Source organism: Clostridioides sp. ES-S-0123-01, assembly GCF_020658415.1.
GTDB lineage: Bacteria > Bacillota > Clostridia > Peptostreptococcales > Peptostreptococcaceae > Clostridioides.
In genome coordinates this window covers 183543-199598 of the sequence record NZ_JACVWD010000004.1, presented here as the reverse complement: position 1 = coordinate 199598, position 16056 = coordinate 183543, and the positions used below count along the sequence as shown (strand labels likewise).

Here is a 16056-nt window from a genome sequence, read left to right as displayed (position 1 = left end):
ATTGAATATGTATTCTCAAACTTATTAAATTATATATTTATGTATTTTTCTGTTTTTGCTTATCGTTAAGTTTACATTTTGAACAGTTTCCTAGACATTCATCAACCATATCTAGACATTCATTAAATGCTACCTTACTACTATTTTTATGTCTTACAATTAGTATATCCTGTTTTTTAGCCTGAGACTCAACTGTTCTAGACATCTTATGTGAAACTGTTGATGTAAGTATAACAACAGCATCAGGTTTTCCTATAGAGTTATTTAATTTAGATGACATAGTAGTATATACTTTTGTTTTATAACCTTTTTTCTTGGCCATAACCATATAATCTTTTTCCATTCTTTCATGGCCACCAATCACTAATAAGTTCATTAGACTGCCTCCCGCCTTATTTGATATTGATTTTCATTATTATTTATACTATATATAATAATATCTAAAAATAATTTTGTCAATACTTATTGATATTAATTATCATTTTAATAATAGAAGGTTTTATTTTTAGTAACTTTTTAGTGTTAATAAATTTAAATTTATTGGCTCTAAAAGTTATTGATATTGCATTATAAATAATGTTTTATATAATAAAAAGCTGTAAGTTTTAATGATACCACTCATTAAAATTCACAGCTTTTAAAACTTAATATCCTATATTATTTTAAATTCTTTTTTATTCCTTTGTTTAATATACTTTCATAGTTAATAAAGTCATAAATATCTTCCTTAAATTCATCTGAAAACTTATGTAATTCTTCTAGTGTCAAATCTTCTATTGCTTTTTTATTATCTTCACAATATATCACAATACTTCCAACAATTCCATGTGCATCTCTAAAGGCAACATTATTTTTAACTAGATAGTCAGCAACTTCTGTAGCATTTAAAAACCCATTTTTAACTGCTTGTTTCATTTTATCTTCATTTACCTTTAATGTAGCTATCATTCTCTCCATTATTTGTATACACATTTCAAGAGTGTGTACACTATCAAAGAAGCCTTCCTTATCTTCTTGCATATCTTTATTGTAAGCTAGTGGTATACCTTTCATCACTGTAAAAAGACCAAATAAATTTCCATATACTCTACCAGTCTTACCTCTTATAAGTTCTGCACCATCAGGATTTTTCTTTTGAGGCATTATACTACTTCCAGTAGTATATAAATCATCTATTTCAACAAACCCAAATTCTTGAGAACTCCAAAGTATCAATTCTTCACTAAGTCTACTTAAATGCATCATTATAATTGAAAAATCACTCATTAGTTCCAATAAATAGTCTCTATCACTTACACCATCCATAAAATTATCTACAACTTTTTTAAATCCTAATTGCTCACAAGTTATATTTCTATCTATATCATGTGTAGTTCCTGCCAAAGCTCCACAACCTAAAGGTGATTCATCTAATATTTCTATAGCATTTTTTATTCTTTTCTCATCTCTATCAAACATACTATAATATGCCATCAAATGATGTTTAAAAGTTACCACTTGCGCTCTTTGAAGATGAGTATATCCTGGCATCATTACTGAATTTTTATCAGCAACATCTTTTATAGTTTCTTTAAATCCAGATATTAACCCCACTAAATCACTTGCCTTTTCTTTGGCATATAATCTCATATCAACTGCAACTTGGTCATTTCTACTACGAGCTGTATGAAGTTTCTTCCCAACATCACCTATTCTTTGAATCAAGTTTATCTCAGTAAAACTATGTATATCTTCATAATCTCCATCTAATGCCAATTTCCCATTTTCAATATCTTCAAGTATTCCATTTAGACCTTCTGTTATAGCTTTTCCCTCTTCATCTGTTAAAAGCCCACATTTTACTTGCATATAGACATGTGCTATACTTCCTTCGATATCTTTTTTGTATAGTATACAGTCATACCCAAAAGATTTATTAAATTCTTCCATAAGTTGATTTTCAGCTTTTCTAAAGCGTCCACCCCATAATTTCATATTTTTCACCTCATATTTTAATTTTTTATATTTTAATTATAATATTTTTACTTTAGCTAAAAATAAAAAATCTCTTGGTCAAAAAGACCAAGAGACGAAATATTCCGTGTTACCACTCTAGTTGATAAACTATGTTTACCCACTCTATTCTCTTAAGGCGAGATTACCTATTACCATACTGAATTTCAAGTAATATTCTCCAAAGCTCTATTCAATATAAAGTATTATCATTAGGCTTACACCATCCCTAACTCGCTGAGACCTGCTTTATATCTACTCTCTTCTTCACTGAATCTAAATTTTTATATTTTACCTATTTGTATTATAATTACTATCTATAAAATAGTCAACCTATTTTTTCCTTTAAATGCCTTTTTTAAGAACTAAGTGACTCTTTTAACTCAAAAAACTTATAAATTGCTTTTGCAACTCCACTCTCTTGATTGCTATCTGTCACATAATCAGCCTCTTGTTTAATCAATTCTTCTGCATTTCCCATAGCTACACCAAGACCAGCAAATTGTATCATTTCTATATCATTGTAATTATCTCCAAATGCAATTATATCTTCTCTATCTATATTCATTTTTTCAGCTAAAATTTTAACCGCATTGCCTTTATCAACACCAGTATTCATAACTTCAATATTATTTGGCCAAGAAGAAGTTATTTTTATGCCTTGAACTTTTTTTAATTCTTTTCTTATTTCGTCTAAAATAGCTGGATTTTTTTCTTCTATTATTACAAACTTTAATATGTCATTTTTAGAAATCTCTTCTCTTAAATCATCCCTTATAATTACTTCTGTTTCAGAGCCCAAAAACACACTTATTCTATCTTCACGCCCTTCTATTTTTTTTGAAAGCATGGAATCTATACTATTACATTGATAGTAAATATTATATTTGTCTAACACATCTAAAATATCTAGACATGTTTTTGTATCAATTTTATTTGAATATATTATATTTCCATTTTGCTCCCTTATCAATGAGCCATTACAAGCTATTATTGGCATATCTTCTTTAAGAAAATCTACATTGCATTTAGCTGAATCGAAAGTTCTTCCTGTTGCTAAAGTTACATTAATACCACTTTTAATAACTTTTTGCAGTGCAATTTTATTTTCATCAGTAACTTTATGGTTATTTCCTAATAAAGTTCCATCCATATCTGTTACAATCAATTTATATCCCATCATCCAACTCCATAACATTTTATTGTATACTTATATTTCCTTAATCTAATTTAAAGAATTACCCTTATTAAATTATATCATAACTTTACACTTAAACTATTCCAATTTATAAAATTAATAACATTCCTATACTTCCATATCAAGGCAAAATAAATCGTTTCTTGTAGTATTTTTCTGAATATTTTCAATTTATAGTCTTATAATGCTAGAAATTTTACAATATATGATATATAATCATATTAAATAAAGTGAGCTATTATAATATTTATATTTGTTTTTTACTATTATGTATTTTCACAATATTTTAAATCTAGCAACTTTTTTAACATTTATTATTGACTAAATAAGGAGTGATAAGCTATGAAATTAAAAATTAACAAAGCTATTGAAATGCAGTTGAAAAAAAGTTATGCCATAGAATCTGGTCATTGCGAAGATGTATTTGAGATAGATTGTGGCGAAGGTATAAATACAGTATCTTTCTCAAATAAAGCTGTAGAAGCTTTTAATGCTTTAGAATTTGATATGATAAGAGGATACCCTCATTCAATTAGTCTAAAAAACAATATAGTTGATTATTGGAAAGACTTTACAGCACTAACTACTGATAGAATTTGTCTAGCTGATGGTTCTATACATGTTATTTATCTTTTAAATAGATTATTTATTGAAAAAGGAGATAAGGTTTTAGGATATTCACCTCAATTTTCAGAATATGAAACAGATATAAAAATGCATGGTGCTACTTATGACTATGTTCTTTTAAAGAAAGAAAATAATTTCAAGTTTAATGAAAAGGAATTTATTGAAAAAATAAATTCAGAATATAAATTAATTTACATAGATAACCCAAATAATCCTACTGGACAAATTATACCTCTATCATCAATTGAAAATATAGTAAAAGAGGCAGCAAAATATGATATAGCTGTTATGATAGATGAGGCTTATGGTGAATATATGCCAAAAGAAAATTCAGCTGTAAAACTTTTAAATGATTATGATAATGTAATTGTTCTAAAAACATTCTCAAAAGGTTTTGGTTTGGCTGGACTAAGAGCAGGATATGCAGTCCTTCCTGAACAACTTGTTAATCCTATTAAAAAGATTTCTACTCCTTACGAAGTATCTGAAATCTCTCGTAGTATTGCAGCTAATTTATTAGATGATGTTCAATTTATAGAAGAATTAAAAGAAAAAACAAAAGCTATAAAAAATCAACTATTGATTCCATGGAAAAACCTTAACATAGCTGAGACTAGTGATACTGTATCTATAATGACAGTTGAACATAAAAATAAAGATATAAATTTACAACAAGAATTTGCAAAATTAAAAATAAGAGTTATATCTGGTAGCGATTTTACTGGACTTGATAAAAACTTTATAAGATTTAGAATGCCTGAAGAAAAAGAACTTCCTGAGGTTATAAAAGCATTCCAAATAATCGATAATCTAGAATAAATCTAACTATATAAGGGACATATTGATAAAATCAATATGTCCCTTTAGTTTAGTATTTTTAATTATTCTACAATATTTCTATTCATTAATTTATTAAGTTCCATCAATATTGATGAAAGTAATGCTAAACCTAAACAAATTCCTAATTCATATAAACCAAATACTGTTGGTATAGAGAATATCCCTCTCAAAACTGGCATTAATGTTAAAGAGTAAAGTCCAAAACATATTAAAACTGCTCCTATAACATATTTATTACTAAAAAAGCCTAGTTTTACTATTGTCTGATTATTAGAACGTGCAGGCAATGTTTGCATTATTCTCGCTAATATTAAAGTTGAAAACGCCATCGCTACACCAAGTTCTGGTGACACTTGTAATCCTATATATTGTGCAATTATTGTAACTATACCAATTATACAACCTCTTATAGCCACTGCTTTTAATGTTCCTCCTGCTAATATACTTTCATCTGGATGTCTAGGAGGTTTATTCATTATATTTTTTTCTGATTTTTCAAATCCTAATGCTATTGCTGGCAAAGAGTCGTTTACTAGGTTTATAAATAAAAGTTGTAAAGCTGTAAATGGGTTCGACCATCCTGCAAATACTGCAAACAAGATAGCCACTATAGCACCCAAGTTTCCTGCAAATAAATAAGTTATTGCTTTTATTATATTGCTATATACTGTTCTACCAACTTCAACAGCATTTACTATACTTGCAAAGTTATCATCAACTAAGACCATAGCAGAAGCATCTTTTGCTACATCAGTACCACTTCCCATACCTATACCTATATCTGCTTGTTTTAAAGCTGGTGCATCATTGACACCATCACCAGTCATAGCAGTTATGTTATTCTTATGTTGCCATGCTTTTACTATACGAATTTTGTTTTCTGGTGAAACTCTGGCATATACACTTATATCTTCTAATTTTTTATTTAATTCTTCTTCACTTAATGCATCCAACTCTTTTCCAGTAAGTGCTAAATCTCCATCTTCCATTATACCTATTTCTTTTGCAATTGCTGCTGCGGTTGTTTTGTGATCTCCAGTTATCATAACTGTTTTTATGCCAGCGCTCTTTGCTTCTTTTACTGCGTCCATTACTTCTTCTCTTGGTGGGTCTATCATTGCCATTATCCCAACCAATATCATATCATGTTCGTCATCAATTGAAGGTGTAAAACCTTCTTCTGGAACATCTTTTATTGCAAATGCTAATACTCTAAGTGCTCTATTTGAAAACTCTTCATTTTTATTCTTGTATTCTTCTATTATCTCATCTGTTATGTCTACTTTTGAGCCATTTTTTAAAGCATATTTACATCTGCTAAATACAATATCTGGAGCACCTTTTGTAAACATTATATAATCTCCATATATACTATTTACTGTAGACATAAGCTTTCTATCTGAATCAAATGGTATTTCATTTATTCTAATATATTTACTTCTTAATCTATCATAATCTAAATCATTTTTGCTTGAATAATTTATTAGTGCAACTTCTGTTGGGTCACCTACTTCTTTTCCATCACTAGTTATATGAGAATCATTACATAATGTAGAAACCATAGTCAACAATTTAGCATGATAAGAATAATTTATATTTTCTTTATTAAGCTCATCATTGTTAGTTCCATACATATAACAGTCCACAACTGTCATTTTATTTTGTGTAAGAGTACCTGTTTTATCAGTACATATGACACTTGTTGAACCTAAAGTCTCGACAGCTGGTAATTTTCTTATTATAGCTTGTTTCTTTGCCATACTGTTTGTTCCAACAGCCAGCACTATAGTAACTATTGATGATAAAGCTTCTGGTATTGCTGCTACTGCTACTGCTACAGAAAACATGAATGAATCGAGAATAATTTGTGTCATTTCTCCATTTCCAGCCATCATATAATTTCTTGCTACCTGAATTATAAATATTAAGAGTGCAAGTACTACAATACCTACACCAAGCTTTTTACTGAAAGCTTCTATTTTTTGTTGTAATGGTGTCAACTTATTTTCCGCAGTTTCTAAAAGACCAGCTATTTTACCCATTTCAGTATTCATACCTGTTCCAGTTACTACAAATGAACCTCTACCATAAACGACTACAGCACCACTAAATACCATGTTTTTTTGGTCACCTAAACTTACATCTTCGCTTATTTTTTCTGTATGTTTTAGAACTGGTTCTGATTCACCAGTTAACATCCCTTCTACAACCTTTAATGATTGTGCTTCTATAAGTCTTCCATCTGCTGGTATGTAATCACCAGCTTCTAAAAATACAATATCTCCAACTACTAAATTTTTTGCTGGAATTGTCATTTTCTTATTATCTCTTATTACCTTTGCATTTGGTGCAGATAAATTTTTCAAACTTTCTAATGAACTTTCTGCTTTTTTTGTTTGTACAACTCCTAAAACAGAGTTGATAATAATAACTGCAAAAATTATTATTGACTCTACAGTTTCACCTAAAAATATTTGTACTAAAGCAGCTATCAATAGAATTATTACCAGTGGGTCTTTAAAACTTTCTAAGAAAAGCTTATACGTAGGAACCTTATCTGCTTCCTTTAATTCATTAGTTCCATTTTTTTCTAATAGCTCTTCTGCTCTTTCCTTGCTCAAACCATTTAAGCTTGAGTCTAAATTTTTAATTATTTCTTGATAAGTACTTTTGTAAGACATTTGTTGCCCTCCTCTTTAATAAATTTATTTTATGTTTGGGGACTCTTATGTATACTTGAAATTTTAAATTTTTTAAATAAAAAATTCCTTGAATAAAAAAAGACCCCAAAACAAACATACTTAATGCTTATTTTGAAGGTCTTGCTATCAAGGAATTCCTTGTTAATTAACCGAGTATCTCTACTGTCCTGACGATTAATTACCACTTTCGTGTAAGCTACTCCCCTTCGAGTAGTTATCTTTAATTGTATTTACATTATAACACCTTACATAATTAATAGTCTAGATTATTTTTTATTTTAACCTAAATTTAACAAATTATGGCTTAATCTATATGTAAATATTCTTCTAGTGTTAGATTGTTCATTGCAAAGTTTTTACTGTGTTCAGTTCCAACATATCTATAGTGCCATGATTCATACATGTATCCTGTTATGCTTTCTTTTCCCTCTGGATATCTAAGTATAAATCCATACTTATATGCATTTTCGTACAGCCACTTAGCTTCTTTTGTATTATTAAATTTTTTATTTGCCCAACAAGATTGGTCGTCTCCTCCAATATCAAATGCAAGTCCAGTTTGATGTTCACTTTCTCCTGGCTTAGCTGAAAATCTGTTTGCTTCCTTCTCACCATGTTTCTCTGCATATGTGTTGAATAAATTTTCTTGATATTTATAACTTCTATATGTACTGAAGGCTTTTAGATTTAATCCTGCTTTTTGAGCCTCTTTATTCATTTTATAAAAAGCATCTTTTGCTTCATTACTTTCTTGTGGAGAATAGTCTTCAGGTAAGCTATACTTTTTGTTTGCTACTACAATATTATTTATTGATAAAACGTTCACACCTTTTCTATACTTACTTATTTCATATGCCATGATTTTATTTTCTCCACTAGATATATTAATAAACATTTTTGCGAAAACTAGAAAAAATGCAAAAACTATAATCAAGCCTCTTTTCTTTTTCATATACTGCACCCCCATAATTTAGATTTAATATCTAAAAAATTTAAAGACATTTTACTTCATAGTATAATCATATCATTAATTTATTGCAAATTCTTTAAACAATTCTTAAGAAACTCTTAAATTCTTCTTTATGTTACTAAAACTAACAATATTTTTTCAATTTTTTTATATCACAGGTCCATATATTGATTTTTTTTCCAAATGATGTATAATGTATTTATGGAAACTTTAAAGTACTACTTAGTACTTATCGTTTTTACATGAAAGGAGATAGCCAATTGACTGACAAACAAAAATTTATTATAACTATTGCTCAAAGAATCTTTGACCAAAAAGGTTTTCAAAATACTTCAATACTAGATATTGTAAAAGAATGTAAAATGTCTAAAGCTACTTTTTACAAACATTTTGAAACTAAAGAAAGTTTTATCTGTGAAATAATTAATTATTATGACGAAAAATTTTTAGAAATTATACATTCTATTAATGAAAACAATGATATTCATCCATCTGAAAAATTAAAAAGAAAAATAATAGCTGTATGGGGAAATATTTTTTCTAGAACTACTATAAATACTTATGTTAGGGAAAATTTTTCTGAAGTGCAACGTAAAACGACAAGTAAGTTACAAAAAAAATCTCGAGCTAATTTATTAAATGAATATAAGCTGAGTTTATTTGATAATTATGGCGACAAAATAGAAAACATTCTATTTGATTTAGTTTTCTTACTAGATGCTCTAATTCACCAGTTTACATATATTATTCATATACAAAAAAGAGAAATAAATGTATACTTTATTGCTGAATTTACTATACAAATGCTTGATTTAGTTGTAGAAAATGCGGATAACCTAAATCCTTTAATTGAAAAATCAATGTTTTTATATGAACAAGAAGATGAAGCTTATTCTTCTCTTTATAGTAAATCATTATTTTTTAAAACAATAGAGGATATAGAAGAGCTAATCAAAACAAACACTTCTCTTGTTGAAAACCCTAAGTTACTAGAAGCATCAAAAAAATTATATGAAGAAGGAAAAAATCAACTATATGATTCTTTAATTATGGATGCAATGATTACATATCTAGAAAAAGAAGACATTTTGAGACCAAAAGTACTTTTATTGAATAGTATTAAAAATCAATTAAAAAAGGAGACGTTATAAACTATGGAAATACAAAGTAATATCAAAAACAATAAAAAAGGAAATTTGATAATAGCAATCGTAATGACTGGTGCTTTTATAAGCTCTCTTAGTCAAACATTACTGGCAACTGCACTTCCCAATATAATGTCAGATTTTAAAATTACTGCTGATGTTGGTCAGTGGTTAACTACGATTTATCTACTTATTGCAGGTATCATTATTCCTACAACAGCTTACTTGATAAATAGATTTAGTACTCGAAAATTATTTATTACATCAATGACTATCTTTTCTTTAGGATGTGTTATTGCACTTTTCTCTCGTGATTTTTCAACTATGTTGATTGCTCGTGTGTTACAAGCAGTAGGTTCTGGCTCTTTAATGCCACTTTTACAAGTTATTATATTATATTTATGTCCTATAGAAAAACGTGGTACAGCTATGAGTCTAGTTGGTATTACAGTGGGATTTGCTCCAGCAATAGGACCAACTTTATCTGGATGGTTAGTAGATTCATTTGGTTGGCATAGTTTATTTTTGCTTCTTTCACCTATAGCTATATTAGATGTTATACTTTCATTTATATTATTAAAAAATGTTGGAGAAGCTCAGAAACTAAAACTGGATATACCTTCAATAATACTATCTTCTTTAGGTTTTGGTGGTTTATTGATTGGGTTTACTAATCAAGGTAATTATGGCTGGACTAATAGTGCAACATATCTACCAATAATATTAGGAATTGTATCATTAATTTTGTTTACATGGCGTCAATTAAAATCTAAAGAACCATTCTTAGAACTAAGAGTTTTTAAAAATAAACCATTTCTTATTTCTACATTATTAATTATGATTGTATATGCTTCAATGATGTCTGCTACATTAATGATACCTCTATATATTCAATCTGTAAGGGGATTCTCTGCACTTGCTTCAGGTTCTTTAATGATGCCTGGTGCTATACTAATGGTTGCATTAAATCCAGTTGCAGGACGTCACCTAGATAAATATGGTCCTCACGCTCTATCAATATTAGGAACTGGATGCTTATTTTTAGGAACTTTATCTTTTGCGTTTTTAGGCAAAGATACATCTTTAATTCATATATCATTAATGTATTGTATTCGTATGATTGGTATTTCAATGGTTCTAATGCCATTAACTACATGGGGAATTAAAACACTAGATAGAGAACTTATATCTCATGCTACAGCAATTAATAGTACACTTCGTCAAATATCTGGTGCTATAGGCTCTGCTGTACTTATTACTATAATGACAACTGCTACTAAAAAAGCTCACATGAGTTCAGCTATCCTGTCTAATATCCATGGAATAGATGTAGCATTTTCAATAGCAGCTACACTTGCATTTATTGGATTAATTGTATCAATATGTTTTATAAAAGAGCGACAAACTGTTAGAAGTTAAAATAAAAAAAGAGATGTTTTAAGATTAAAATCTTAAAACATCTCTTTTTTTCAGTTTGAAAAATATTGTAATCTTATAATACAGCTATTACTTCTATTTCAACTTTAACGTCTTTTGGTAATCTAGCAACTTCTACACAAGCTCTTGCTGGTTTATTTTCTCCAAAATACTCAGCATAAACTTCGTTTATAGCCCCAAATTCATTCATATCTTTTATAAATACTGTAGTTTTAACTACATTTGAAAAATCAGCTCCACTTTCAGCTAATATTGCTTTAAGATTTTTTAGAGATTGAGCAGTTTGAGCTTGTACATCTCCTTCAACTACTTCCATAGTTTCTGGCACAAGTGGAACTTGTCCAGATACAAATAATAAGTTTCCAGCTTTTATAGCTTGAGAATATGGTCCTAACGCTGCTGGTGCATCATTAGTATGTAATACTTCATGTTTCATATTAAAATCCTCCTAATTGGTTAATCTACTATACATAAAATGTATCTTCATACACTATTATACTATTTTTCTTGTATATTATATACACTTTTATTATAATTCTATAATTTTAAAACCTTTTTCTTCTATTGCGTTCTTTATTTTTGCTATATGGTCATAATCTATTGTTTCTAATATAAATTCCGCACTTTGTTTTCCTAGAGCTTCACCTGCTGATAATTTACCTTGATTAGCACTTAAAATATTTCCACCATTCTCACTTATTATTCTAGTTAATTCAGCAAAGTTTCCTGGCTTATCTTCCATAATTGTACTAAATGAATATCTTCTTCCTTCTTTAGCTAGAGCAACACCTATTATTCTATATAATGTATTTATATCTATATTACCACCAGATATTATACACACTACGTTTTCATCTTTTGCTGGTGCATATTTACCACTTAATATTGCAGCTGTACACACAGCCCCTGCACCTTCTGAAACTATCTTTTGACTTTCCATCATAAATAATATTGATTCAGCTATTTCTATTTCTTCAACTACTACTATTTCATCAACTAATTCATTTATTATTTCAAAAGTTAAGTCTCCAGGAGTTTTAACAGCTATACCATCAGCTATTGTACTATCATTAAATGCTGTTGTTACTTTTCCGTTTTTAATTGACTCTTTCATTGAAGGTATATTTGCAGTTTGAACACCAACTATTTTTACATTAGGATTTAATGCCTTTGCTGCAACAGCAACACCAGATATTATTCCTCCACCACCAACTGGGCATAGTATAGTATCAACCTTATTATTTAATTGTTCGAAAATTTCAAGAGATATAGTTCCTTGCCCTGCTATAACATATTTATCATTGAATGGATGTAAGAAAGTTGCTCCTGTTTCTTTTTGTATTTCAACAGCTTTTGCATATGCATCATCATAAACTGCACCATTTAAAACTACTTCTGCTCCATAACCTTTAGTTGCACTAACTTTTGCCAATGGTGCCGTTGCTGGCATTACTATTGTTGATTTTATACCAGTCATTTTTGCTCCTAATGCGACACCTTGTGCATGATTTCCTGCACTTGAAGCTATTACTCCACTTGCTTTTTCTTCATCGGTTAAACTTGCTATTTTATTACAAGCTCCTCTTAACTTAAAAGACCCTGTTTTTTGAAGGTTTTCACATTTATAGAAAACATTCGCTCCTGTTTTTTCGCTAAGTTTAACGCTTTCAAGTAAATCAGTTTTTTTAACTATGTCTTTAATGGTCTCTCTAGCTTCTTTCACATCTGTTAAGGTAACATTTATCATTTTATTCCACTCCCGTAAATCCAATTTTTATTTATTACTTTCTATATAATTCTATATCTTTTTTTTTTAAAAATCAACATGTAAACGATTTTTATAATTTTTTAATTAATCACAAAAAAACTAAAAATACAACAATTGAATACAATAAACACATCTATTCAATTAAGTTAGATTACGCTAAATGATAATATTAAAATAATTTTTACATTTTTATCAAAATAACAGTTTATTCTTTATTATTTTTATTAAAATTTATATTTATATTATTTTACTTAATTAAAAATTGTTTTTTTATTCTCTTTAATAACATTAATATTACCACATCTAACCTAAAATATTTTTATAAACAACATTAAATAAAAAAAGTTTTATTTTACACATTTTCATAATAATAAAACTGTACCTTTTATAACAAATATAACAAAAAAAATAAAATGCAAGTTAAATTAGAGTTTTATTTTATATAGTAATCATTTTTTATTAAAAGGTATTTTATCTTTTAACATACATTTTATAAAGCTAAATAGAGTTATTATTTTAATTTTATACTTTACTTTTTCTATAAACCTATTATAATTAAAGTATAATCATTTTAGGAACTTGTTTATTTTATTATAAAAATGTGAAACTTATTACATAAGGAGGAATTAAACATGAAAAATAATACTTATAAAGAAATCAAAAACATATATGGAAAAATAAGTCCTTTTGAATTTAAGGACAAATTAATAGATATTGCGAAACATACTGCAAATGAAAATCATAGAGAACTGCTTGATGCAGGTCGTGGAAATCCAAATTGGACTTGTTCAACTGCTAGAGAAGCTTTTTTCACTTTTGGTCATTTTGCGATTACTGAAACACGTTCTAATTGGGATTTAGGACATTTAGCTGGTATGCCTCAAAAAAAGGGCATTAAAGAAAGATTCTTTAAATATATAAATGAAAATATAGATATGCCTGGAGCATACTTAGCTAGAGATATTATAAATTTTGGTATAAATGAACTTGGATTTGATGGCGATGAATTTGTTCATGAACTAGCTGATGGGATTATTGGTGATAATTATCCACTTCCAGATAGAATGTTGCCTCATATGGAAAAAATAGTGCATGATTATTTAGTTCAAGAAATGAAATATGATATATCAGGTAAATATGGTGATGTAGAAATATTCGCTGTTGAAGGTGCTACAGCTGCTATGTGTTATATATTTGATTCATTAATGGCAAATGAACTTTTAAAAAAAGGTGATACAGTAGCTTTAATGACTCCTATATTTACACCTTATCTTGAGATACCTAATCTTCCTCGCTATGATTTTAAAGTTGTAAACATAAACGCAAATGCAGTTGATGAAAAAGGTGCTCATACATGGCAGTATACTAAAAAAGAATTAGAAAAGCTTCGTGACAATTCTATTAAGGCTTTATTTGTTGTTAATCCTAACAACCCTGCATCTATAGCTATGGATGAGACATCTTGTAATAATCTAATAGATGTAATTGAAAATTATAATAAGGATTTAATGATAATATCAGATGATGTATATGGGACTTTTGTAGAAGATTTCTCATCATTAATGTCAAAACTTCCTTATAACACTGTTGGAGTTTATTCTTATTCAAAATATTTTGGAGTTACAGGATGGAGACTTGGTACATTCGCTCTTCATAAAAAGAATGTTTTTGATAAAAAAATAAATGATTTAACTGGAGAATTGAAGAAATCAGTAGATAAGCGTTACAGTGATATGAGTCTTAATCCTTCTAGTCTTTCATTTATGGAAAGAGTTGTTGCTGATAGTAGACTTGTTGCTCTTAATCATACTGCTGGTCTTTCAACTCCACAACAAGTTCAAATGTCATTTTTCTCTGCCTTTGCATTAATTGATAAAGTTGATGCTTACAAAAAACTTAATATGAGTATATGTCATAGACGTCAAAAACTATTGTTTGAAGCTTTAGAGCTTCCAGTTAATAAAAGTAAAAATAATGCTGCATATTATACTCAATTTGATATTGAAGAATGGGCTAAAATAAACTATGGAGAAGATTTATTCAAATTTATAAGTAAGAATGCCTCTCCAGTAGATATACTTTATAGATTGGCTAATGATTATTCAGTAGTCTTACTTAGTGGAAATGGATTCTATGGACCTGAATGGTCAATTAGAATATCTTTAGCAAATCTATATGATGAAGCCTACACTAAAATAGGGAAAGCAATAAGAGAAATATTGAATAGCTATATTGCTGAATGGGAAAAAACAAAAAAATAATCCTATTACACTGAAATGTCTAAATTATGTGAATAAAAGGATTTATATAGACCTAAATAATTTTTTTTGATATAATCCTATCGGAATTATAAATTTTATTTGTGAAAGGCAGAGAATATTATGAGTATTAAGAAAAAAGTTGCCATAGTCTTTACTGGTGGAACTATATCTATGACAGTAGATGATAAAGTAGGTGCTGCTATACCAACTTTATCTGGGGAACAAATATTATCTATGGTCACTAATATTGATAAAGTTGCAGATGTTGAAGTTTTTAATTTTGATGAAATTCCAGGACCTCACATAACACCTTGTAGAATGATGGAATTAAAAAATTATGTAAATGATTTATTAGCAAGAAAAGATATCACAGGAGTTGTAATAACACATGGTACTGATAGTTTAGAAGAAACTGCTTATTTTCTAGACCTTACAATTGATAATATTAAGCCTGTAATAGTTACAGGTGCTATGAGAAGTAGCTCTGAACTTGGCTATGATGGTTCAAGCAATTTATCTGCATCAGTTTGTACTGCTGTATCTAAAGATGCTATGGGTAAAGGAGTTCTTGTAGTTTTAAACAACGAAGTGCTATTGGCTTCTGAAGCTACTAAAACAAATACACTTTCTTTAAATACATTTAAATCTTTAACTAGTGGTCCATTGGGAATAATCGACTGTAACGAACTTGTTCTTACGAGAGATATTGTAAATAGAACCATTATAGATACTGATAAAGTAGAATCTAAAGTTGCACTATTTAAAGCATATGTTGGAGAAGATGCAGATTTTATAAGATTTGCTGTTGATAGTGGATATAAAGGTATAGTTATTGAAGCTATGGGTAGAGGCAATATTCCTCCTCTAATGCTTTCTGGTGTTGAATATGCAAGGGAAAAAGGACTTCCTGTTGTTATAGTTTCTAGATGCCATTCAGGTAGAGTATTTGATAGTTATGGTTACTTTGGTTCTGGTAGAGACTTAAAAAATATAGGATGTATATTTGGTGGAGACCTTCCAGGTCAAAAAGCTAGAATAAAACTTATTTTAGCTCTTGGAAAGACTAATAATATTGATGAAATCAAAGACTTCTTTGAAAAAGGAATCTATTGTTAA

The 16056-nt window shown here is 28.6% G+C and carries 12 protein-coding genes and 1 other annotated feature; of the genes, 5 read left to right on the top strand and 7 right to left on the bottom strand.

The features are described 5' to 3' along the window. Positions 1–37: 37 nt before the first annotated feature. The 3 genes from IC175_RS10805 to IC175_RS10795 all read right to left on the bottom strand — a co-directional run bounded on the left by IC175_RS10805 (position 38) and on the right by IC175_RS10795 (position 3172). A complete protein-coding gene (locus IC175_RS10805; protein ID WP_021385441.1) occupies positions 38–376 on the bottom strand; it encodes a DUF2325 domain-containing protein in 339 nt (112 codons plus the stop codon). Positions 377–657: 281 nt separating this feature from the next. Continuing rightward, positions 658–1974, bottom strand: a complete 1317-nt coding sequence (gene argH / locus IC175_RS10800; protein ID WP_227432534.1) for an argininosuccinate lyase — start codon at positions 1972–1974, stop codon at positions 658–660. A gap of 87 nt (positions 1975–2061) precedes the next feature. Then, positions 2062–2272, bottom strand: a binding site (T-box leader). Positions 2273–2350: 78 nt separating this feature from the next. After that, positions 2351–3172: a Cof-type HAD-IIB family hydrolase gene (locus tag IC175_RS10795; RefSeq protein ID WP_227432533.1), complete on the bottom strand. Its 822-nt coding sequence runs from the start codon at positions 3170–3172 to the stop codon at positions 2351–2353. A 360-nt stretch (positions 3173–3532) separates the two neighbouring features. Between IC175_RS10795 and IC175_RS10790 the strand changes: the two genes are divergently transcribed. Continuing rightward, positions 3533–4636 carry a pyridoxal phosphate-dependent aminotransferase gene (locus tag IC175_RS10790; RefSeq protein WP_227432532.1) on the top strand — a complete coding sequence of 368 codons (1104 nt, stop codon included), beginning with the start codon at positions 3533–3535 and terminating at the stop codon, positions 4634–4636. Between the two features lie 62 nt (positions 4637–4698). Here IC175_RS10790 and IC175_RS10785 read toward each other — a convergent pair whose 3' ends face one another. Together IC175_RS10785 and IC175_RS10780 are read right to left on the bottom strand one after the other, a co-directional pair. Then, on the bottom strand, positions 4699–7338 hold the full coding sequence (locus tag IC175_RS10785) for a cation-translocating P-type ATPase (RefSeq protein ID WP_227432531.1): 2640 nt from the start codon (positions 7336–7338) through the stop codon (positions 4699–4701). A gap of 325 nt (positions 7339–7663) precedes the next feature. Further along, on the bottom strand, positions 7664–8311 hold the full coding sequence (locus IC175_RS10780) for a D-alanyl-D-alanine carboxypeptidase family protein (RefSeq protein WP_227432530.1): 648 nt from the start codon (positions 8309–8311) through the stop codon (positions 7664–7666). Between the two features lie 278 nt (positions 8312–8589). Between IC175_RS10780 and IC175_RS10775 the strand changes: the two genes are divergently transcribed. Next, positions 8590–9480, top strand: a complete 891-nt coding sequence (locus tag IC175_RS10775) for a TetR/AcrR family transcriptional regulator (protein ID WP_227432529.1) — start codon at positions 8590–8592, stop codon at positions 9478–9480. Positions 9481–9483: 3 nt separating this feature from the next. Beyond that, the gene (locus IC175_RS10770) at positions 9484–10893 is read left to right on the top strand and encodes an MDR family MFS transporter (RefSeq protein ID WP_227851506.1); all 1410 of its coding nucleotides are present in this window, start codon (positions 9484–9486) and stop codon (positions 10891–10893) included. 73 nt (positions 10894–10966) lie between these two features. Here the strand turns inward: IC175_RS10770 and IC175_RS10765 are convergent, their stop codons facing one another. Next, positions 10967–11347 carry a RidA family protein gene (locus IC175_RS10765; protein ID WP_227432527.1) on the bottom strand — a complete coding sequence of 127 codons (381 nt, stop codon included), beginning with the start codon at positions 11345–11347 and terminating at the stop codon, positions 10967–10969. A gap of 93 nt (positions 11348–11440) precedes the next feature. After that, the gene (ilvA, locus tag IC175_RS10760) at positions 11441–12658 is read right to left on the bottom strand and encodes a threonine ammonia-lyase (protein WP_227432526.1); all 1218 of its coding nucleotides are present in this window, start codon (positions 12656–12658) and stop codon (positions 11441–11443) included. Positions 12659–13311: 653 nt separating this feature from the next. On the opposite strand from ilvA, the gene aspD reads away from it, so the two are divergent. Both aspD and IC175_RS10750 read left to right on the top strand, forming a co-directional pair. Further along, entirely contained in the window at positions 13312–14940 is a 1629-nt protein-coding gene (gene aspD / locus IC175_RS10755; protein WP_227432525.1) for an aspartate 4-decarboxylase, read from the top strand. Between the two features lie 120 nt (positions 14941–15060). Beyond that, a complete protein-coding gene (locus tag IC175_RS10750) occupies positions 15061–16056 on the top strand; it encodes an asparaginase (protein ID WP_227432524.1) in 996 nt (331 codons plus the stop codon).

Bases quoted from the DNA above. Each gene is read 5' to 3' on its own strand.
- aspD (WP_227432525.1), top strand. From the start codon at position 13,312: ATGAAAAATAATACTTATAAAGAAATCAAAAACATATATGGAAAAATA.
- ilvA (WP_227432526.1), bottom strand. From the start codon at position 12,658: ATGATAAATGTTACCTTAACAGATGTGAAAGAAGCTAGAGAGACCATT.
- IC175_RS10790 (WP_227432532.1), top strand. From the start codon at position 3,533: ATGAAATTAAAAATTAACAAAGCTATTGAAATGCAGTTGAAAAAAAGT.
- IC175_RS10780 (WP_227432530.1), bottom strand. From the start codon at position 8,311: ATGAAAAAGAAAAGAGGCTTGATTATAGTTTTTGCATTTTTTCTAGTT.
- IC175_RS10795 (WP_227432533.1), bottom strand. From the start codon at position 3,172: ATGGGATATAAATTGATTGTAACAGATATGGATGGAACTTTATTAGGA.
- IC175_RS10750 (WP_227432524.1), top strand. From the start codon at position 15,061: ATGAGTATTAAGAAAAAAGTTGCCATAGTCTTTACTGGTGGAACTATA.
- IC175_RS10785 (WP_227432531.1), bottom strand. From the start codon at position 7,338: ATGTCTTACAAAAGTACTTATCAAGAAATAATTAAAAATTTAGACTCA.
- IC175_RS10765 (WP_227432527.1), bottom strand. From the start codon at position 11,347: ATGAAACATGAAGTATTACATACTAATGATGCACCAGCAGCGTTAGGA.
- argH (WP_227432534.1), bottom strand. From the start codon at position 1,974: ATGAAATTATGGGGTGGACGCTTTAGAAAAGCTGAAAATCAACTTATG.
- IC175_RS10770 (WP_227851506.1), top strand. From the start codon at position 9,484: ATGGAAATACAAAGTAATATCAAAAACAATAAAAAAGGAAATTTGATA.
- IC175_RS10805 (WP_021385441.1), bottom strand. From the start codon at position 376: ATGAACTTATTAGTGATTGGTGGCCATGAAAGAATGGAAAAAGATTAT.